General features: G+C 74.1%; 20 protein-coding genes. 4 read left to right on the top strand and 16 right to left on the bottom strand.

Going from position 1 to position 18,279, the window contains the following annotated elements:
• Positions 1 to 59: 59 nt before the first annotated feature.
• The 3 genes from HD597_RS21075 to HD597_RS21065 all read right to left on the bottom strand — a co-directional run bounded on the left by HD597_RS21075 (position 60) and on the right by HD597_RS21065 (position 1,917).
• Complete coding sequence (locus tag HD597_RS21075; RefSeq protein ID WP_253744390.1) at positions 60 to 875, bottom strand: class I SAM-dependent methyltransferase; 816 nt, start codon at positions 873 to 875, stop codon at positions 60 to 62.
• Between the two features lie 95 nt (positions 876 to 970).
• Complete coding sequence (locus HD597_RS21070) at positions 971 to 1,372, bottom strand: hypothetical protein (protein ID WP_253744389.1); 402 nt, start codon at positions 1,370 to 1,372, stop codon at positions 971 to 973.
• Between the two features lie 2 nt (positions 1,373 to 1,374).
• A complete protein-coding gene (locus HD597_RS21065) occupies positions 1,375 to 1,917 on the bottom strand; it encodes a dihydrofolate reductase family protein (protein ID WP_253744388.1) in 543 nt (180 codons plus the stop codon).
• Positions 1,918 to 2,049: 132 nt separating this feature from the next.
• On the opposite strand from HD597_RS21065, the gene HD597_RS21060 reads away from it, so the two are divergent.
• Positions 2,050 to 3,033 carry a S66 family peptidase gene (locus tag HD597_RS21060; RefSeq protein ID WP_253744387.1) on the top strand — a complete coding sequence of 328 codons (984 nt, stop codon included), beginning with the start codon at positions 2,050 to 2,052 and terminating at the stop codon, positions 3,031 to 3,033.
• An 8-nt stretch (positions 3,034 to 3,041) separates the two neighbouring features.
• Here the strand turns inward: HD597_RS21060 and HD597_RS21055 are convergent, their stop codons facing one another.
• Genes HD597_RS21055 through HD597_RS21045 form a run of 3 tightly spaced genes read right to left on the bottom strand, consistent with a single transcriptional unit; the run spans position 3,042 to position 5,381 of the window.
• Entirely contained in the window at positions 3,042 to 3,686 is a 645-nt protein-coding gene (locus tag HD597_RS21055) for a response regulator (protein ID WP_253744386.1), read from the bottom strand.
• Positions 3,677 to 4,780, bottom strand: a complete 1,104-nt coding sequence (locus tag HD597_RS21050) for a sensor histidine kinase (protein WP_253744385.1) — start codon at positions 4,778 to 4,780, stop codon at positions 3,677 to 3,679. The genes HD597_RS21055 and HD597_RS21050 overlap by 10 nt, the downstream gene beginning before the upstream one ends.
• Positions 4,764 to 5,381 carry a DedA family protein gene (locus HD597_RS21045; RefSeq protein ID WP_253744384.1) on the bottom strand — a complete coding sequence of 206 codons (618 nt, stop codon included), beginning with the start codon at positions 5,379 to 5,381 and terminating at the stop codon, positions 4,764 to 4,766. The genes HD597_RS21050 and HD597_RS21045 overlap by 17 nt, the downstream gene beginning before the upstream one ends.
• 102 nt (positions 5,382 to 5,483) lie before the next feature.
• Between HD597_RS21045 and HD597_RS21040 the strand changes: the two genes are divergently transcribed.
• Together HD597_RS21040 and HD597_RS21035 are read left to right on the top strand one after the other, a co-directional pair.
• The gene (locus HD597_RS21040; protein ID WP_253744383.1) at positions 5,484 to 8,216 is read left to right on the top strand and encodes an SCO1167/SCO6262 family helicase; all 2,733 of its coding nucleotides are present in this window, start codon (positions 5,484 to 5,486) and stop codon (positions 8,214 to 8,216) included.
• Between the two features lie 73 nt (positions 8,217 to 8,289).
• A complete protein-coding gene (locus HD597_RS21035; protein ID WP_253744382.1) occupies positions 8,290 to 9,396 on the top strand; it encodes an SWIM zinc finger family protein in 1,107 nt (368 codons plus the stop codon).
• A 45-nt stretch (positions 9,397 to 9,441) separates the two neighbouring features.
• Here HD597_RS21035 and HD597_RS21030 read toward each other — a convergent pair whose 3' ends face one another.
• The 3 genes from HD597_RS21030 to HD597_RS21020 all read right to left on the bottom strand — a co-directional run bounded on the left by HD597_RS21030 (position 9,442) and on the right by HD597_RS21020 (position 12,148).
• Complete coding sequence (locus HD597_RS21030) at positions 9,442 to 10,080, bottom strand: NAD(P)-dependent oxidoreductase (protein WP_253744381.1); 639 nt, start codon at positions 10,078 to 10,080, stop codon at positions 9,442 to 9,444.
• 95 nt (positions 10,081 to 10,175) lie between these two features.
• Complete coding sequence (locus tag HD597_RS21025) at positions 10,176 to 11,447, bottom strand: cytochrome P450 (protein WP_253744380.1); 1,272 nt, start codon at positions 11,445 to 11,447, stop codon at positions 10,176 to 10,178.
• Positions 11,448 to 11,557: 110 nt separating this feature from the next.
• Complete coding sequence (locus tag HD597_RS21020) at positions 11,558 to 12,148, bottom strand: TetR/AcrR family transcriptional regulator (protein WP_253744379.1); 591 nt, start codon at positions 12,146 to 12,148, stop codon at positions 11,558 to 11,560.
• Positions 12,149 to 12,253: 105 nt separating this feature from the next.
• Between HD597_RS21020 and HD597_RS21015 the strand changes: the two genes are divergently transcribed.
• Positions 12,254 to 13,033 carry an SDR family oxidoreductase gene (locus tag HD597_RS21015; protein ID WP_253744378.1) on the top strand — a complete coding sequence of 260 codons (780 nt, stop codon included), beginning with the start codon at positions 12,254 to 12,256 and terminating at the stop codon, positions 13,031 to 13,033.
• A 55-nt stretch (positions 13,034 to 13,088) separates the two neighbouring features.
• Here HD597_RS21015 and HD597_RS21010 read toward each other — a convergent pair whose 3' ends face one another.
• From HD597_RS21010 to HD597_RS20980, 7 genes are read right to left on the bottom strand one after another with little or no spacing between them, the layout of a single operon-like run.
• On the bottom strand, positions 13,089 to 13,481 hold the full coding sequence (locus tag HD597_RS21010; protein WP_253744376.1) for a VOC family protein: 393 nt from the start codon (positions 13,479 to 13,481) through the stop codon (positions 13,089 to 13,091).
• Positions 13,481 to 14,095, bottom strand: coding sequence for an SRPBCC family protein (locus tag HD597_RS21005; protein ID WP_253744375.1), 615 nt, complete (start codon positions 14,093 to 14,095; stop codon positions 13,481 to 13,483). The genes HD597_RS21010 and HD597_RS21005 overlap by 1 nt, the downstream gene beginning before the upstream one ends.
• Positions 14,092 to 14,445: an ArsR/SmtB family transcription factor gene (locus HD597_RS21000; RefSeq protein ID WP_253744373.1), complete on the bottom strand. Its 354-nt coding sequence runs from the start codon at positions 14,443 to 14,445 to the stop codon at positions 14,092 to 14,094. The genes HD597_RS21005 and HD597_RS21000 overlap by 4 nt, the downstream gene beginning before the upstream one ends.
• Positions 14,446 to 14,491: 46 nt before the next feature.
• Entirely contained in the window at positions 14,492 to 15,097 is a 606-nt protein-coding gene (locus HD597_RS20995) for an energy-coupling factor transporter transmembrane component T family protein (RefSeq protein ID WP_253744372.1), read from the bottom strand.
• Positions 15,094 to 15,783 carry an energy-coupling factor ABC transporter ATP-binding protein gene (locus HD597_RS20990; protein ID WP_253744371.1) on the bottom strand — a complete coding sequence of 230 codons (690 nt, stop codon included), beginning with the start codon at positions 15,781 to 15,783 and terminating at the stop codon, positions 15,094 to 15,096. Before HD597_RS20990 ends, HD597_RS20995 begins: the two co-directional genes overlap by 4 nt.
• Complete coding sequence (locus HD597_RS20985) at positions 15,783 to 16,913, bottom strand: thiolase family protein (RefSeq protein WP_253744370.1); 1,131 nt, start codon at positions 16,911 to 16,913, stop codon at positions 15,783 to 15,785. The genes HD597_RS20990 and HD597_RS20985 overlap by 1 nt, the downstream gene beginning before the upstream one ends.
• 1 nt (position 16,914) lies before the next feature.
• Positions 16,915 to 18,279, bottom strand: coding sequence for a class I adenylate-forming enzyme family protein (locus tag HD597_RS20980; protein ID WP_253744369.1), 1,365 nt, complete (start codon positions 18,277 to 18,279; stop codon positions 16,915 to 16,917).

Here is an 18,279-nt window from a genome sequence, read left to right as displayed (position 1 = left end):
CCTGCTCACTCCGTGCTCGTTCGTGCTCACACTGGGCTCACGCTGGGCTCATACTGCGCTCACTCCGCACGCACGCCGGAGGTGGACAGCAGCGGGATGCCGAGCATCACCAGGCGCGGATCGAGGGAGATCTCGGCGATGAGCCGCAGATCCTCGGCGGCCATGCCCGCCTGGACGAGCTGCGGCGCCAGCTCCCTGCTGCCGTGGTGGGCCAGCAGGCCGACACCGGTGCCGCCGCGCCAGGAGCGCTGCCACGCCTCGGTCTCCACGCGCGCCAGGCCGGCCCCCGCCATCGCGGCGTGCACCTGGCGGCCCCAGTAGGGGTCGTTGCCGTTGGCCCGCAGGACGGCGCGGATGCCGCTCTCGTAGGCGGCGAACACCTCGTGGGCGCGCGGGTCGGGGGTGTCGAGGACGGCCCCGGCCCAGCGTGCCTCCAGCTCCTCCACCAGCAGCACCCCGCCGGGGGCGAGCGAGCCCGCCAGCCGGGCCAGCACCTCGTGGCGTTGCGGCAGGTGCTGCAGCACCGCCCGCGCGTGGATGAGGTCGAAGCTGCCCGCCGGCATCGGGTCGGCGGCCACGTTGTGGCGCATGACCGTGAGCCGGGGATGCGGGCGTACGTGCTGGGGCTTGACGTCGGTGGCGATCACCTCGCCCCGCGGGCCGACGCGGTCGGCGAGCCAGGCGGCGATCGTGCCCGCGCCCGCGCCCACCTCCAGGCAGCGGGCGCCCTCGGCGACGCCGAGGCGTTCGAGCCTGGCCGTGGTGAACTCGTCGCACATCTCGCCCAGCGAGCCGAGCAGCTCGCCGGCGTGGGGCGCGTCGTTGTCGAAGGCGTACGGGGTGGCCGGGTCGTGGCTGTGCCCAGTGGCCGTCATCGGCCCTCCTCGCTGGCGTGCTCCGGCGGCGTTGATCGGACCTGGCCGGAGTGTCGCAGGTCTGGGCGGGAGGGGCAAGACGTGCCGGGGCGGGCTCAGCCGCGCCCGCCGGTGAACGGGGGCTCGCCCTCCTTCAGGGGCCGGAAGCGCAGCGCCGACCAGGTGTCGTCCACGGCCACCTGGCCGTTGGGGCGCAGGCCGTACTCCCCCACGATCGGCCAGAGCGTGTCGCGGTTGATGTCGGACTTGTTGCCCTTGGGGTAGGCCACCCAGACGATGGCGGGCTCGGTGAGCAGGTCGCGCTGCTCGTCCAGCAGCCGGCGGGCGGCGGCGGCATCGGCGGCGAAGAACACCGCCACGCCCGCCTCCTTCAGGTCCGCGGCGTAGCGGGCGCCGTCGGGCAGCGGCTCCACCAGCGGGCGGTGGGCGTCGTCGGAGATCCACACGACGGTGCCCGGCTTGACGAGCAGTTTCTCGGCGATGGTCTTGGCAGGCATGGTCAGGCCCTCGTGTAGGTCAGGTTCAGCACGCCGGTGCTGAAGGTGGCGGATCGGGTGAGCGTCAGGGGGAGCTGGCCGGTGCCCTCGTCGAACAGGCGGCGGCCGCGGCCGAGCACGATGGGGTGCACCATGAGGTTCAGCTCGTCGAGCAGGCCCTCGCGCAGCAGCCACGTCACCAGGGTAGGGCTGCCGCTCATGCCGATGTCCCCGCCGGGGGCCTCCTTGAGCCTGATCAGCTCCTTGCGCGGGTCGCCTGCGATGACCGTGGTGTTCTCCCAGGTGGGCTCGGTCAGGGTGGTGGAGACGACGTACTTGGGCGCCGCGTTCAGGGTGGCGGCCATGGGGTCGTCGGCGCTCTGGTGCGGCCAGTGGGCGGCGAAGACGTCGTAGGTGTGCCGGCCGAGCAGCAGGGCGTCCGCGGCCTGCATCTGGGCGGTGACCGCCCGGCTCATCTCGTCGTTGAGGTACGGGAAGTGCCAGGTCTCGGGCGCCTCGATGACGCCGTCGAGCGAGATGAACAGCCCCGCGACGATCTTTCTCATGGTTGTCGGCTCCTTGTTCTCCGAAGGTGGCTCCAGCGTTCCACCGACAAATAGAATTGTCAAGAAAGATGGGTTTGTCGGCGGGGAAATGCGGGTGAGAAGCGGGCACGGGCCTCGGTAGGGTCGGTGGACATGACCTATCCCCGCAAGCTGACCAGGGGCGATGTGGTGCGCGTCGTGGCCCCCTCCCGATCCCGCGCGATGGTGACCGAGCACGACCACACCGGCCTCATCGAGGCCCGCTTCGCCGAGCTCGGCCTCACCCTCACCTACGGCCGCCACGTGGACGAGCGCGACGCCTTCGACTCCTCCGCCGTCGCCTCCCGGGTCGCCGACCTGCACGACGCCTTCGCCGATCCGTCGGTCGCGGCGATCATCACGGTCATCGGGGGGTACAACAGCAACGAGCTCCTGCCGTACCTGGACTGGGAGCTGATCCGCGCCAACCCCAAGATCCTGTGCGGCTACTCCGACATCAGCGCGCTGCAGAACGCGATCCTGGCCCGCACCGGGCTGGTCACCTACTCGGGGCCGCACTGGTCGACGTTCGGGATGCGCGATCACTTCGAGCAGACGCTGCGCTGGTTCACCGAGGTCATGTTCGGCTCGGCCCCGCTCACCCTGGCGCCCGCGGACGCCTGGAGCGACGACCTGTGGTTCCTCGACCAGGACAAGCGCGAGCTCATCCCCAACGAAGGCTGGTGGCGGCTGCGGCCGGGCGCCGCCGAGGGGCCCGTCGTCGGCGGCAACCTCGCCACGCTGAGCCTGCTCCAGGGCACCCCGTACATGCCGTCACTCGACGGCGTGATCCTCCTGCTGGAGGACGACTTCGAGTCGCACCCGGCGATCTTCGCCCGCAACCTGACCTCGCTGCTGCAGCTCCCGGACGCCGCCGGGGTGCGCGGGCTGGTCATCGGCCGCTTCCAGAGCGAGACCCGCATGACGCGCCCGCTGCTGGAGCAGATCGTCGCCACCCAGCCGGCGCTGGAGGGGGTGCCGGTGCTGGCCAACCTCGACGTCGGCCACACCTACCCCCTCGCGACCGTCCCGATCGGCGGCCTGGCCGAGCTCGCGGTCGGCGGCGGCGAGGCGAGTCTCACCCTGCGCCGCCACTGACGCCCGGCTCAGGACTCCAGGAAGTGCAGCACCGCCAGCACGCGGCGGCTGTAGCCGGTGGTGTGCGACAGGTTCAGCTTGTCGAACAGGGAGTTGACGTGCTTCTCCACGGCGCTCTGCGACACGTGCAGCTCCTGGGCGATCGAGGCGTTGGTCAGCCCCTGCGCCATCCGCTCCAGCACCTCGCGCTCGCGCGCCGTCAGCCGGGCCAGCGGGTCCACCTGCGTGGTGCGGGCCAGCAACTGCCGCACCACCTCGGGGTCGAACGCCGCACCGCCCGCGGCTACCCGCTCCAGCGCGTCGAGGAAGTCGCCGACCTGCCCGACGCGGTCCTTCAGCAGGTAACCGACGCCTTCGACGTCGGAGCTCATCAGCTCGGTGGCGTAGCGCTTCTCGACGTACTGCGACAGGACCAGCACCTTGACCTCCGGCCGGCGGCGCCGGATCTCCAGCGCCGCCCGCAGCCCCTCGTCGGTGTGGGTGGGCGGCATGCGCACGTCCACCACGACGATGTCGGGGCGGTGCTCGTCCACGGCCGCCACGAGCGCCTGGCCGTCGCTGACGGCCGCGGGCACCTCGTGGCCCTCCTCCAGCAGCAGCCGCACCAGGCCCTCGCGCAGCAGCGTGGAGTCCTCGGCGAGGATCACCCGCACGGCAGCACCGCCGTGATCGTCGTGGGCCCGCCCGCCGGGCTGGTCACCTCGAACCGGCCGTCGAGCGCCGCCACCCGCCTGGCCAGCCCTGACAGGCCGCCTCCCGACGCCTGCGCGCCGCCCGAGCCGTCGTCGCGCACCCTTACGACCACCGCCGACTCCTCCTGCCGCACCTCGACCGTGATGAGCGTGGCGCCGGCGTGCTTGGCCGCGTTCGTCACCGCCTCGCAGACCACGAAGTACGCCGCCGTCTCCACCGCCATCGGCGGCCGCTCCTCAAGCCGGCAATCTACCGTGACCGGGACGCTGGAGCGTTCCGCCACCCCCGCCAGCGCCTCGCCCAGCCCGAGGGAGTCGAGCCCGCTCGGGTAGACCCGCCAGGCCACCTCGCGCAGCTCCGCGAGCGCCTGCTGGGCCTCCTGGTGGGCCTGCTGCATCAGCTCGGCCCGGCCGCGCAGGGAGCGGCCGATCAGCATCGACAGCGCCACCAGCCGCTGCTGCAGGCCGTCGTGCAGGTCACGCTCGATCCTGCGCCGCTCGGAGTCGACCGCCGCCACGATGCCGGCCCGGCTCTCGGCCAGCTCGGTGATCCGGCGCTGCAGCGCCTGCGTGGGGTCGGGGCCGAGCATCCGCCGGGCCAGCATGCGCTCCAGCGCGTGCACGCCGACCAGGCCCGACAGCACCAGGAACAGCACCACGAACCCGGCGACCCCGAGGTAGGTCACCAGCGGCACCGAGGGCACCATCCCGTCGAACGCCTCGCCCCGCCCCCAGGCGGCCGCGAAGGGCACCGCGACCGACAGCCCGTACCCGAGCAGCACGAGCACCAGGCCGCCCAGGATCCCGACCGGCACCCGGGCGGCCAGGTACCCGCCGGCCCGCTTGCCCCGGCCCTCCTCCAGCGCGTCGAGCTCGCTCAGGTCCAGGCGCAGGCGCCGGGCCTCCAGCCGGGCCAGCCGCCGGGCCGAGGCCCGCACGTTCGGATTGCCCAGGAAGGGCAGCGTCAGCAGCAGGAACACCAGCTCGGCGAGCGCCGTGACCGTGCCCAGGACCACCGCGCCGCCCAGGCGCAAGCCCTCAACGGCGGCTCGCATGCCTTCCCTTCGCGCGCTCGGTCAGCCGGACCACGACGAAGACGACGACCGCGAGGGCCACCAGGCCGAGCACGACCTTGCTGCCGATGCCGGCGTAGGTCTCCACCAGGTGCCACTGGTCGCCCAGCAGGTAGCCGGCCATCACGAAGGCGGTGTTCCAGATGAGGCTGCCGGCCGTCGTGAGCAGCGTGAACATCGGAAGCGGCATCCGCTCCACACCGGCGGGGACGGAGATGAGGCTGCGGAAGATGGGGATCATCCTGCCGAAGAACACGGCCTTGCGTCCGTGGCGCTGGAAGAACGCCTCGGTCTTCTCGATGTCGGAGACCTTGACCAGGGGGAGCTTGGCCGCGATCGCCAGCGTGCGCTCGCGGCCCAGCAACGCGCCCACGGCGTACAACGCGAGCGCGCCGACCACCGAGCCCAGCGTCGTGCACACCAGGACATCGACGAGGTCCATGCTGCCCTTGGCCGCCGTGAAACCGGCCAGCGGCAGGATCACCTCGCTGGGTAGGGGCGGGAACAAATTCTCCAGTGCGATGGCCAGCCCCGCCCCCACGGCACCAAGGCTCTCCATCAATCCGATCAGCCAGTCAGTCATGAGATCAAGGCTATGGAAGATCTGGAAAAACGCGGAATGGGGAGCCTGCCCGATCCCGACTGCGGTAAACCACACCCTCCCCGTACCGTACACTGTACGGCCGTGAGCTCTTCCACGGATCTGGTCCGGCACTCGGCAGTCTTCCAACCCGGCGACCCGCCCAGGTCCGGCCAGATCGCCTTCCTCGACCCCGGCGGGGACGGCCTGGTCACCGTGGCCGAGGAGCAGGACGGCCAGGTCACGGCCAGGTCCGCCGCGGCCACCCTGGTGCCCGTCGGCGAGGCTGTGGCGGCGCTGGCCAGGGCCCGCACGGATCCGCACGCCCACCCGGCCGCCCGCTTCTGGGGCGCCGCCGCGCTCGTCGCGCTGCAACTCGTCACCCGGGGCCGCATCCTGCCCGGCGTGACGGCCGGCGAGCACGACTCCTGGCGGGCCGGGCCGCTGGACGCCGAGGACCTGCGGCGCGTACGCGAGCTGGCCGCCGCGATGCCCGCCGCCGCCCGCGCCGTCCCCCGCGACACCCGGCCGCACCCGGACGGCCCGCTGCTGCCGGACGCCGAGCCTCTCGTGCGCGCCTTCCTCGACGCCGTCGCCGACGCCATGCCGCGCTCGCCCGGCGCCGTGCGCGCCACCGGCCTCACCGCCTTCGCCGCCGCCCGGCCCGTCAAGGTGCCCCACCTGCGCCGCTGGTCCGAGGAGGTCTCGGCCGGCCTGGACGCCGGCGTGCGGCTGTCGCTGCGCGTCGAGGCCGACGACCCTGCCAGCGCCGAGTTCCGCGCCGTCGTCCAGCTCCACAGCCTGGCCGACCCGTCGCTCGTCGTGGACGCCGCCGACCTGTGGCACGGCCGCGACCCCGGCTTCGGCGCCCGCGCCAGGATCGAGGCCACGCTCGCCGTGCGCCGCGCCGCCCGCGCCTGGCCCCGCCTGGAACGCCTGCTGGACAGCGCCGTCCCCGACGAGCTCACGCTCTCCGACGGCGACGTGGAGGACCTGCTGGCCGGTGCCGCCGACCGGCTGGCCGCCGCCGGCGTGGACGTGCACTGGCCCAGGTCGCTCGTCCGCGGCCTCAGCGCCCGCGCCGTACTCGGAGATCGTGACGCCGCCCCCTCCGACATGCCCTCCTTCCTCGGCGGGCAGCACCTGACCAGCTTCGACTGGCAGCTCGCCCTCGGCGGCGAGCGCCTGACCGCCGCCGAGATGGACCGGCTCGCCGAGGCCCACCGCCCCGTCGTGCGGCTGCGCGACCAGTGGGTGCTCATCGACCCCGACCTGGCCCGCAAGGCCCGCCAGCGCGACCTCAAGCCGCTGACCGGCATCGAGGCGCTCGGCGCCGCCCTGACGGGAACGGTCGAGGTCGAGGGCGAGCAGGTGCCCGTCGAGCCCACCGCCTGGCTGGAGGAGCTGCGCGAGCGCCTGGCCGAGCCCGCCGCCGTCGATCCGCCCCCGGGCCTGGCCGCCACCCTGCGCGACTACCAGCTCGCCGGGCTGCGCTGGCTGGCCAGGATGACCTCGCTCGGCCTCGGCGCCTGCCTGGCCGACGACATGGGGCTGGGCAAGACGATCACGCTCATCGCGCTGCACCTGCACCGCGCCGCCGAGGGCGCCGGCCCGACGCTCGTGGTCTGCCCCGCCTCGCTGCTGGGCAACTGGGAGCGCGAGATCACCAGGTTCGCGCCGGGCGTGCCCGTGCGCCGCTTCCACGGCAGCAACCGCGCCCTCGCCGAGGAGGGGTTCGTGCTGACCACGTACGCCACCATGCGCCTGGACGCGGCCCGGCTCGCCGCCCACCGCTGGGGCCTGCTCGTCGCCGACGAGGCCCAGCACGTCAAGAACCCCGCCTCGGGCACGGCCAAGGCCCTGCGCGAGATCCCCGCCGCCGCCCGCGTCGCGCTCACCGGCACCCCCGTGGAGAACAACCTGTCGGAGCTGTGGGCCATCCTCGACTGGACCACGCCCGGGCTGCTCGGCCCGCTCGGCAGGTTCAGGGCACGCTGGGCCAAACCCGTCGAGTCCGGCGACACCGAGGCGGCCGGGCGGCTGTCCAGGCTCGTCGGGGCGTTCCTGCTGCGCCGCCGCAAGAGCGACCCCGGCATCGCGCCCGAGCTGCCGCCCAAGACCGAGACCGACCGGCCCGTGGCGCTCACCGTCGAGCAGGCCGGCCTGTACGAGGCGGTCGTGCGCGAGATCATGGCCCAGATCGCCGACGCTCAGGGCATGGCCAGGCGCGGCCTCATCGTCAAGCTGCTCACCGGGCTCAAGCAGATCTGCAACCACCCCGCGCAGTACCTGCACGAGGCGAGCCCGCGCCTGCCCGGCCGCTCCGGCAAGCTGGAGCTGCTCGACGAGCTGGTCGACACCATCGTCGCCGAGGACGGTGCCGTGCTCGTCTTCACCCAGTACGTCGCCATGGCGCGCCTGCTGGAGCGCCACCTGTCCGGTCGCGGCGTGCCCACCCAGCTCCTGCACGGCGGGACCCCCGTCCCTCGCCGCGAGGAGATGGTCCAGCGCTTCCAGGACGGCAGCGCCCCCGTCTTCCTGCTGTCGCTCAAGGCCGCCGGCACCGGCCTGAACCTCACCCGCGCCGACCACGTCATCCACTACGACCGCTGGTGGAACCCCGCCGTCGAGGACCAGGCCACCGACCGCGCCTACCGCATCGGCCAGACCAGGCCCGTGCAGGTGCACCGCCTCATCGCCGAAGGCACGATCGAGGACCGCATCGCCCGGATGCTCACCGCCAAGCGCTCGCTCGCCGACGCCGTCCTGGCCTCCGGCGAGGCCGCCTTCACCGAGCTGACCGACGCCGAACTCGCCGCCCTCGTGGAGCTGAGATGACCACCCCCGCCTCTCGCCGCCCTCGTGGAGCTGAGATGACCCCCGCCGCACTCCCCGCTCTCGTGGAGCCCCGATGACCGCCGCCCGTGGATTCGCCGCGTTCCCTCCGCAGCGCGCCGGCGCCCGCTTCGCCACCTCCTGGTGGGGACGCGCCTGGGTCCAGGCCATGGAGGACACCTCCCTGGACCACGGCCTGCTGCGCAAGGGCCGCGCCTACGCCAAGCACGGCCGGCTCGGCCCCATCACCGTCAGCCCCGGCAGGATCGCCGCCGTCGCCGAGAGCGAGTACGACGTCGTCGTCCGCGTCGAGCAGCTCACCGACGCCGCCTGGGAGCGCTTCCTGGACCAGGTCGCCGCCAAGGCGGGGCACATCGCGGCCCTGCTCGACCGCGACATGCCGCACGACCTGGTGGAGGCGGCCGAGGACGCCGCCGTGCCGCTGCTGCCGGCCGTCGGCGACCTGGAGCCCGAGTGTTCCTGCCCCGACTGGGGGCACCCCTGCAAGCACGCCGCCGCCCTGTGCTACCAGGCGTCGTGGCTGCTGGACGCCGACCCGTTCGTGCTGCTGCTGATGCGCGGGCGCGGCGAGCGCGACCTCATCGAGGCGTTGCAGGAGCGCGAGGCGCCCGTCCAGGAGCCGTCCGGGGTGCCGGCCGCGCGGGCGTACGCGGCGGGGGTGCCGCCGTTGCCGGAGCCGCCGCCGTACGACGTGGCCTACACCGCGCCCGCCCTGGAGCCGGCCCCCGGCGTGGACGTGGCCGCACTGCGGGTGCTGGCCGCCTCGGCCGCCGGGAGGGCCCGCGAGCTGCTGCGACGCGGGCGGCTGCCGGAGCTGGGCGAGTACCAGGACCGCGTCCGGCTGGCCGCCGAGCACGACCTCGACCTCGGGCTCGGCGCGGCCGTCCAGGCGTGGCGCTACGGCGGCGCCGACGGCCTGGACGTGCTGGACGGCACGTGGACGCCGCCGCGGCGGGAGCTGGCCAGGGCTCAGGCGCTGCTGGAGTCCGGCTGGGAGGGGGAGCGCCCGCCCCAGGTGGAGGCGTGGCGCAACCGGTGGACCATCGGCTCGGTGCAGTTGCGTTACGGCCGTGACGGGCGCTGGTATCCGTTCACCCGGCGGGAGGACGAGTGGTGGCCCGCGGGCCCGCCGGAACGCGACCCGTCCGTGCTCCTGGGCTGATGGGACGGGCCACGCGCGCAGGCCACCGGCCCGGGCGCAGGCGCCTCAGGAGGCCACCGAGATGACGTGTCCGACCGAGGCGCGGTCGCTGATCAGTCGCAGCATGCAGTCCGCCACGTCGGCGCGGGTGGTCCTGAAACCGCCGCGGAGGCTGAGGTCCCAGGCCGTGCGGTAGGCGTTCGTGCGGCCGTCGTCGGTCAGGCGGGCGGGGCGGACGATCGTCCAGTCCAGCTCGGCGGCCCGCACCAGGCGTTCCGCCCTGGCCAGGTCGGCGTAGGAGTGGCGGAACACGCGCTGGATGACGAGGGGCTTGAGCACGTACCGGGTGAAGGGGCCGTCGCCGGCGTCGGCCTCCAGGCCCGCGGCGCTGACCATGAGCAGGCGGCGGGCGCCCTCCTGGCGCATGGCGGCGAGGATGGCGGCGATGCTGCCGGCCTGGACGGTGGTGGGGCCGCGCTCGCGCGAGCCCATCGCGCTCAGCACGGCGTCGCGGCCCTTGACGGCGGGGGCGATGGCGGCGGGGTTCATGATGTCGGTCTCGACGACGTCGAGGCGGTCGCGCAGATCGGCCGGGAGGCGGCCCGCGTCGCGGACGACCGCGGTGAGGTCGTGGGCCTGTTCCAGGCCCTGACGCAGGAGCTCCAGACCGGTGCCGCCGGTGGCTCCGAAGACGGTGATCTTCATGGTGGATGTCGCCCCTCGATGGTGTGTAAGTATTTACTCACCACGATAGCCGGAGGGGGCGCCGCCCGGGCGCCGGACCTCCTGGAGCGCATCGGTCACAGGATGCGGAGCGGCAGGGTACGGGGGCCGCGCACCTGGCTGGCCGCCCACGTCACCGCCGCCGGGTCCGCGAGGGTGAAGGCGGGCACGCGTTCCAGCCAGACCTCCAGGGCGACCCGCAGCTCCATGCGGGCCAGGTGCGAGCCCACGCAGCGGTGGACGCCGAGGCCGAAGGCGGCGTGCCGGTTCTCCTCGCGGTCGATGAGCACCTCATCGGCCCGCTCGAACCGGGCCGGGTCGCGGTTGGCCGCCGGGAAGGACAGCAGGACCCAGTCGTCGGCCCTCATGTCCACTCCGTTGAAGTGCATGTCCTGCTTGACCAGGCGGGCCATGGTGACGGGGGCGTAGGCGCGCAGGAACTCCTCGATCGCGACCGGCAGCAGCGCCGGCCGGGCCGCCAGGCGCTCGCGGTCGGCGGGCGTCGCGGCCAGGTGCCACAGCGACGCGCCGATGGCGCTCCACGTGGTGTCGACGCCGGCGATGAGCAGCAGCATCATCGTGCCGACCACGTGCACGGGGTCCAGCTTCCTGCCGTCCAGCTCGGCGTTGACCAGGTACGTCGTCAGGTCGTCGCGCGGCTCGGCGAGGTGGCCCTGGATCTGCGTGACGAGATAGGCGGCCAGCTCGTCCTGGTGGCCGAGGCGTTCCTCGGGCGGCTGGTCGATGCTCTCCAGGACGTTCTCGACGAACTCGCGGAAGCGCGGGCCGTCCTCCGGAGGGAAGCCGAGCAGGTCGGCGATCACCCGCATCGGGATGTGCTGGGCGTAGTCGCGGGCGGCGTCCACGACCTGCCGGCCCCGCATGGCGTCGATCAGCTCGTGGCAGTACGCCCGCGTCGCCTCCTCCTGCTTGGCCACCACCGCCCTGGTGAACATCGGCAGCAGCAGCCTGCGCGCCTCCCGGTGGAACGGCGGGTCGGAGGTGATGGGCGGGGCGTCGCCGGCCGGGGCCAGCTCGCGTGGCGGCTTGTTGTTGCTGACGATGACCGCCCGGGAGGAGAACCGCTCGGTGTCGTAGGCGATGGCCGCCACGTCCTCGTACCGGGTGGGCAGCCACGCGCCGCCGAACCGCTCGGTGCGCGCGATCGGGCAGCTGCGCCGCAGCTCGTCCTGGATCGGGTACGGATCGGCCACCCAGACCGGATCGACGTGGGAGAAGTCGCTCGCCCAGTCCGTGACCGGATCGGTCACGACCTCGCTGGAGGTGCCCAGCAGCCGGTCCTTGCGGCCCTGCCCGACGTCTTGCCCGAAACGGTCGTCCCCGGTCATCGCGGCGGTTCCCCTCTGTTGACGCCGGTCCCCATGCGGGTGATTCGCCCGGGAGCCGCCGCCGGATGTCCCGGCCGGCCGGGAATCGCACGCGGATGACGATCGGGGGTTCAGGCGCGGGACGTGGCTCCGGCCATCCGCTCGGCCAGCACACCGGCCAGCTCCACCACGACCTCGCGGCGGCGGGCGACGGCGCGCTCATGGTCGGGCTCGTCCAGGATGAGGCCGCGCACCTGCGGCACCGCGAAGTTCCACGCCACCAGGCCGAGGACGGTGAACAGCCAGTCCTGCGCCATGGCCCGGTCCGGCAGGCCGGCGGCCAGCAGGCCGTCCACGTGGCCGCGGTAGGACTCCCTGCGCTCCTGTTCGCCCTCGACCTGCACGCCGGCCTCGAGCGCCTCCCACAGCAGCAGGCGGATCAGCTCGGGATGCTCCTGGTACCAGTCGTAGAGCTGCCCCACCGTCTCGGGCAGGGTGCGCGGGTCGAGGGTCAGCGTGTGGCAGATCTCGTCCATCTTGGCCCGCACGACCGCCCCGAACAGCTTCTCCTTGCCGCCGTAGTACAGGTAGATGGCCTGCTTGTTGGCGCGGGCGGCGGTGGCGATGCGGTCGATCCTGGCGCCGGCCAGCCCGTGCTCGGCGAACTCGGCCGTGGCGGCCTGGAAGATCCGCTGCCGGGTGGCCTCCGCGTCGTACGTCATACCCCCGATTAAACCATCCAGTTGACTTATTCGCCCAACGTGCGCCATGGTGGTGCCGCCAGCTAAACCAACCAGATGGTTTATTTGCTCGACGAGGAGTGCTCCATGTCCGCGACCCTTGCCCCCATGCCCATCACCTCGCCCCTGCCCACCGCCCTGGAAGGCCGCACGGTGCTGATCGTCGGAGGCAGCTCCGGCATCGGCCTGGCCGCCGGCGCCCTGCTGACCTCCGTGGGCGCCCGCGTCGCCCTCCTGGCCCGCGACCCCGCCCGCCTGTCGGACGCGGTGGACCGGCTCCGCACGACGCCCGGCGTCTCCGTGACGGGCATCGCCGGCGACGGCACCGACGAGACCGTCCTGGACCGGGCTCTGGACCAGGCGGGCCCGGTCGACCACGTCCTGGTGACCGCGGGCGTCTTCAGCGCGGGAGCGCTCCTGGACACCCCGCACGACCAGGTGCGCGAGGCCGTGGAGGGCCGGATCTGGGGCGCGTACGGCACGGCCAGGGCCGCCGCCCGCCGCCTGCCCGCAGGCGGCTCGATCACCTTCAGCTCCGGCCACTACCTGGCCCGCCCGATCCCCGGCGCCTCCGCGGCCATCGCCAGTATCGGCGCCGTCGAGGGGCTCACCCGCGCCCTGGCGGTGGAGCTCGCGCCGCGCAGGCTGCGGGTCAACGCGATCAGGTTCGGCGTCGTGGACACCCCCCTGGCGCGCGGCGCGTTCGGCCTGGCCGACGACGCGGCCGTGGCGGCGGCCGGGCAGGGCACGCCGCTGGGGCGTTTCGCCACGGCGGAGGAGGCGGCCTCGGCGGCGCTGTTCCTCATGGCCAACAACTTCATGACCGGGACGGTGATCACCGTGGACGGCGGCCAGGCCCTGGTCTGAGGCCGCGCTCCCGCCCGGCCCCTCAGCCCCGGGGGCCGGGCGGGGCTTCCCCTGTTCAGGCCAGGCTGAGCTGCCAGGAGACGCCGAAGCGGTCGTTGACCCAGCCGAACTTCGTGCCGAACCCGTACGAGCCGAGCGGCATGAGGGCCTGCCTGCCCTCGCCCAGCGCGTCGTACAGGCGCTGGATCTGCTCCTCGCTGTCGCAGTCGACGAACAGCGACATCGACGGCGTGAAGGTGAAGTCGTGCTTGGGGACGCTGTCGATGCACATGTACTCGCGGCCCGCCAGCGTGAAGAGCGCGTGCTTGACCGTGCCCTCCGGGCCGGGCTCTCCCGGGCCGTAGCGCTCGACGGAGACCACCTTGCCGTCGTCGAACAGCGACACGTAGAAGTTCATCGCCTCCTCGGCGTCGCCGTTCTGGAACATGAGAAACGTGGTGACCTTCATCAGGAGCCCTCCTCGGGGGCGTAGAACGTGGTGAGTGCGGTGACCATGGCGGCGGCCACGTCGTCCGGGGCGCCCGCGGACCGGTAGGCCTCGCCCCACGCCTGGGCGCTGCCGGTGATGTAGGCGCGGCCCTCCTCGGTCAGGTGGAAGGAGGCCTCGTCGACCTTCTCGCCGCCCGACAGGTGCAGGCCCAGGCCGAGCAGGGCCAGGTCCCAGCCGACGCCGACGGCGCCGGGGCCGTACTGCGCCCAGAACTCCTCCGGCGGCTCGGCCGTGTGGGTCAGCTCGAACAGCGTGCCGCCGTCCTTGGCGGCCAGGCGCACCTCGACCTCGGAGAAGCCCGGGTCGGGGCCGAACAGCCAGGAGACCTTGAGCAGGCTCGGCGGCTCGCAGCGCAGGATCTCCCCGCCGGCGTTGCCTTCGAGCTGGTACTTGCCGCCCAGGCGGAGGTCTCCGCTGATGGGCAGGAACCAGCGGCTGAGCCGGTCGGCGTCGGTGCAGGCATGCCAGACGTCCTCCACCTCGGCGTCGTAGTGGCGGCGCAGCACCATGGTCTTGCGGGAGCCGTCGATCAGCTCATGGTGTGTCCGGGTGAGGTGGTCGATCATCTTCATGGGGTGTCTTCCTTCTCGGTGTTCGGACGGCGTTGGCGTCTGCCCCGGGCCAGCTCCGTGGCCAGCGCGTCCAGGCGCTGGTCCCAGAAACCCCGGAAGCGTTCCAGCCAGAGATCGACCTCCTGCAGCGGCCCGGGCTCGACGGCGTACAGCCGCCGGGTGCCTTCGGCCCGTACGCTGGCGAACCCGTTGTCCCGCAGCACCCGCAGGTGCTGGGAGACGGCCGGCTGGGAGATGCCGAACTCGCCCTGGATGACGGCGGTGACCTCTCCGGAGCTGCGCTCACCGCCTGCGAGCAGCTCCAGGATCCGGCGGCGGACCGGATCGCCGAGGACGTCGAATGCGTGCACGGCCCAAATTGTTTCAGCGCAGGCTTATATAAGTCAAGCCTGAGGCTTAGTCGTCGAGGCCGCGGGCGCTCAGCGCCTCGCCCAGCGCGTCGGCGTGCCGCAGCGAGCTGACCACCAGCGGCACCGCGAACGCCCGCAGGCTGCGCTCGACGCCCCTGGCCCGCTGCGCCTCCCGCACCCGGCCGGCCAGCGAGGCCACCACCGGCACGCTGCGCACGGTCAGCGACAGCAGCAGCGACAGCCGGAACGGGTCCAGCCCCACGAGCCTGGCCGGCGACAGGCACCGCTCCAGCGTGCGCATCATGGCCGCGGTGCGGGTGGTGAGCGTGACCAGCCCGGCCAGCGCCACGGCCAGCACCACCCGCAGCGTCGTCGAGATCGCCCCGTCCAGGCCGGCGAAGACGAGCTGCGTCCCGAACAGCGCCACCGCGAACCAGCGCACCGGCCTGACCTGCGCCCACGCCGCCGCCACGCCCACCCGCGACAGCGCGTACAGGGCCGCGACCAGCACCCCGGCCACCGCCAGGGCGAGAGGCGAGCGCAGCAGCACCAGCACGGTGCAGGCCGCGGCGAGAGCGGCCAGCTTGGCGCCGGCGGGCAGGCGGTGCAGGAGGGACGAGCCGGGGACGTAGGCGCCGGTCAGGCCGTTCACGCCATGAGCTTCCTGTAGTGGCCGATGGCCTCCTCGGGGGAGCCGTCGGCGGCGACGCGGCCCTCGTCGAGCACCAGCACGCGGTCGAAGCCGGCCAGCAGCGGCAGGTCGTGGGTGACCACCAGCACCTGCTGGGGCAGCTCGCGCAGCAGGGCGGCGACCTGGCGGGAGTGGCGCAGGTCGAGCAGGGTGGTCGGCTCGTCCATGACCAGGATCTCGGGCTCCAGGACCATGATCGAGCAGAGCGCCAGGAGCTGCTTCTGGCCGCCGGACAGGTGGTGGGCGGGGTGGTCGGCGTGATCGGCCAGGCCGTAGCGGGCCAGGACGTCCGTCACGCGCCGGTCGACCTCCTCGCGCGACAGGCCCTTGCGGCGCAGCGAGAAGGCCACGTCCTCGGCCACCGTGGGCATCACGATCTGCGCGTCGGGGTCGGTGAACAGGAAGCCGACGCCGCGCCTGATCCTGGCGGCGTGGCGGCGGGTGTCCAGGCCGAGCACGGTGACGCTGCCCGAGGTGGGCAGCGCCAGGCCGTTGACCAGGCGGGCCAGCGTGCTCTTGCCCGAGCCGTTGGCGCCGACCACGCCGACGCGGCGCTCGGACAGCGAGGCGGTGACGCCACTCAGCACGTCGCGCTCGCCCAGGCGGACGTGCACGCCGGCGAAGTCGATCGACGTCCCGGCCGCCATCACACCACCTCGAACAGCGCGGCCAAGCCCAGCCCGCCGCCGACCGCCGCGGCCGCCAGGCCCAGCGTCCCCGGCGGGGCGGCGGCCCGCACGAGCCTGCTGAACAGCCTGGTCACCACGACCGCCCCGGTCGCCCCCCACGGATGCCCCAGCGCCAGCGCCCCGCCGTCGGGGCACACCCGCTCCGCGTCGGCGCCCAGCGGGTCGAGCCCGAGCGCGTCGGTCACGGCCAGCACCTGCGCCGCGAACGCCTCCACGATCTCCACCGCCGCGACCCGCTCCACATCCACCCCCGTCCGCGCCAGCACCCGGCGGACGGCCGGCACCGGCCCCCAGCCGGGCAGCCCGGGATCGCACCCGACGACGGCCCCGGCCACCAGCCGCATCCCCGGCAGGCCCGCGCGCAGCCGCTCCGGCACGATGGCCACGGCCGCCGCGCCGTCGCTGACCGGGGAGGCATTACCGGCCGTCACTGTACCTCCCGCGACGAACGCCGCAGGCAGGCGGGCCAGCGACGCCGCCCGCAGCGGGCGCGGGCGCTGGTCGTCGAGACGCCCTCCGACAGGGACGATCTCCTGCTCGAAGCGCCCCGCCTGCCTGGCCGCCAGGGCGCGGGCGTGGCTGCGGCAGGCGTAGGCGTCCTGGCGGTCGCGGCCGATGCCGTACGCCGCCGCCAGCGCCTCCGCGGCCGGCCCCATGTCGGGATCGGGATGCCCGTCGGGGGTGAACGGCGCCCGCTCGTACGGCTGCGCCGCCCCCCGCAGCGTGCGCAGCGGCGCGGTCGAGGCGCTCTCGGCCCCACCGGCGATCACCAGGTCCGACTCCCCCGCGCGGACCGCCTGCCCGGCCACCAGGATCGCCGCGAGCCCGCTGCCGCACTGCCGGTCCACCGTCAGCCCGGGCACCTCGGGCCCCAGCCCGGCGGCCAGCGCCGACACCCGGGCCACGTTCCCGCCGGGCCCCATGCAGTTGCCCAGCACCACGTCGTCGGCCCGCCGCCCGGGCACGTCGGCGGCGACGGCGGCGATCACGGGGGCGGCCAGCCGGTCGACGGTCAGCTCCTTGTAGGCGTGCCCGGCCGTGCCGATGGGCGTGCGCCGGGCCGCCACCACCACAGGGATGTCGCCCATGTCAGGCCAGCCGCCGGATCTCGGGATCGCCGCCGGCCAGCCGGGCCGCGACGAGGGCCCGGGCGGGCTTGCCCGTCGGGTTGCGCGGCAGGCTCGGCACCACGAACCAGCGGCGCGGCCGCTGCGCCGCGTCCAGCCCGCCCCTGGCGGTGGCCTCCAGCAGGGCGCGCGGCGGCGTGGCCGCCTGCCCGGCCTCGACGACGGCCGTCACCACCGAGCCCAGGGACGGGTGCGGCAGGCCGACCACCACGATGTCGTCCACGCCGGGCACCTTCCTGAGCACCTCCTCGACGTCCTCGGGCACGACGGTGGCGCCGCCGGTCTGGATCGCGCCGTCTCCGCGCCCGCGCAGCCGCAGCACCTGTCCTGCCCGGTACGGCTCGGCGAGGTCGCCGACGCTCACCCAGCCCTCACCGTCGCGGCGCAGTGGCCCGGCCGCTCCCGCCAGGTACCCCTCGGCCAGCCAGGGCGAGCGCGCCCACACCTCGCCGAGCGGCTCGCAGGCGCCGGTGCGGACCTCGATCTCCACGCCGGGAAAGGGGCGCAGCCCGCCTCCGTCGGTGTCCACGGCCACGAACGACAGCTCGGTGGCCCCGTAGTACGACACGACGCGCACGCCGGCCGCGGCGGCCCGCGCCCGCGCTCCGGGGCCGAGCGCCGCGCCGCCGACCACGGCCACGCGGAGCGAGCCGGGCTGCTGCAGCACGTCGGGCAGCCGGTGCGGCACCACGTGCACGACGGTCGAGCGGGCCAGGCAGGCGGCCAGGGAGCGGCCGGGCCAGCGGCCGGGGACGACGGCCGTCGCGCCGGTGGCCAGGGCGTGCAGGGCGGCGAAGGCGTACAGGGAGGAGACGAGCGGGCCGGGCACCAGCACGACGTCGTCGGGACCGATCCCGGTCAGCGCGTTCAGGTGCGGGTAGGAGCCGGTCCACGAGGCGCGGGTGCGCACGACGGCACGGGGGCGGCCGGTGCTGCCGGAGCTGAAGCAGGCCCAGGCCAGGTCACCCGGGCGGTCCTCGGCCGGCACGGCCGGCCCGGCCGGGTGCGGGAGTGGTTCGTCGAGGACGGCCGCGAGGTCCTCGCCGGTGATCTGGTCCCACCGCTCGCGGTCCCACGCGTGCTCGCCGACCAGCGGCGTGGCGCCGGCGAGGTCGGCCGCCAGCACGGCGGTGAGCAGCTCCACGGGGTCGGCCAGGGCGATGCCGACCAGGGCACCGGGGCCGACGCCCCGGCCTCGCAGGTGACGGGCGGCGCCGTCGATCCTCTCGGCGAGCCCGGCGTAGGTGAGCTCGCCTTGGGGGCCGCACAGGGCGAGCCGGGACGGGCGCCCGGCGGCGTGCGTCAGGACGTGTCGCGCTACGGGCAT

Source organism: Nonomuraea thailandensis (assembly GCF_024172165.1).
GTDB classification, from domain to species: domain Bacteria; phylum Actinomycetota; class Actinomycetes; order Streptosporangiales; family Streptosporangiaceae; genus Nonomuraea; species Nonomuraea thailandensis.
This window is presented reverse-complemented; position numbering and strand designations above follow the sequence as displayed.

Bases quoted from the DNA above. Each gene is read 5' to 3' on its own strand.
- HD597_RS21025 (WP_253744380.1), bottom strand. From the start codon at position 11,447: ATGACCGGGGACGACCGTTTCGGGCAAGACGTCGGGCAGGGCCGCAAG.
- HD597_RS20985 (WP_253744370.1), bottom strand. From the start codon at position 16,913: ATGGGCGACATCCCTGTGGTGGTGGCGGCCCGGCGCACGCCCATCGGC.
- HD597_RS21005 (WP_253744375.1), bottom strand. From the start codon at position 14,095: ATGAAGATGATCGACCACCTCACCCGGACACACCATGAGCTGATCGAC.
- HD597_RS21030 (WP_253744381.1), bottom strand. From the start codon at position 10,080: ATGAAGATCACCGTCTTCGGAGCCACCGGCGGCACCGGTCTGGAGCTC.
- HD597_RS20980 (WP_253744369.1), bottom strand. From the start codon at position 18,279: ATGCCCGTAGCGCGACACGTCCTGACGCACGCCGCCGGGCGCCCGTCC.
- HD597_RS21015 (WP_253744378.1), top strand. From the start codon at position 12,254: ATGTCCGCGACCCTTGCCCCCATGCCCATCACCTCGCCCCTGCCCACC.
- HD597_RS21070 (WP_253744389.1), bottom strand. From the start codon at position 1,372: ATGCCTGCCAAGACCATCGCCGAGAAACTGCTCGTCAAGCCGGGCACC.
- HD597_RS21035 (WP_253744382.1), top strand. From the start codon at position 8,290: ATGACCGCCGCCCGTGGATTCGCCGCGTTCCCTCCGCAGCGCGCCGGC.
- HD597_RS21075 (WP_253744390.1), bottom strand. From the start codon at position 875: ATGACGGCCACTGGGCACAGCCACGACCCGGCCACCCCGTACGCCTTC.
- HD597_RS21010 (WP_253744376.1), bottom strand. From the start codon at position 13,481: ATGAAGGTCACCACGTTTCTCATGTTCCAGAACGGCGACGCCGAGGAG.
- HD597_RS21050 (WP_253744385.1), bottom strand. From the start codon at position 4,780: ATGCGAGCCGCCGTTGAGGGCTTGCGCCTGGGCGGCGCGGTGGTCCTG.
- HD597_RS21020 (WP_253744379.1), bottom strand. From the start codon at position 12,148: ATGACGTACGACGCGGAGGCCACCCGGCAGCGGATCTTCCAGGCCGCC.
- HD597_RS21065 (WP_253744388.1), bottom strand. From the start codon at position 1,917: ATGAGAAAGATCGTCGCGGGGCTGTTCATCTCGCTCGACGGCGTCATC.
- HD597_RS21045 (WP_253744384.1), bottom strand. From the start codon at position 5,381: ATGACTGACTGGCTGATCGGATTGATGGAGAGCCTTGGTGCCGTGGGG.
- HD597_RS20990 (WP_253744371.1), bottom strand. From the start codon at position 15,783: ATGGCGGCCGGGACGTCGATCGACTTCGCCGGCGTGCACGTCCGCCTG.
- HD597_RS21060 (WP_253744387.1), top strand. From the start codon at position 2,050: ATGACCTATCCCCGCAAGCTGACCAGGGGCGATGTGGTGCGCGTCGTG.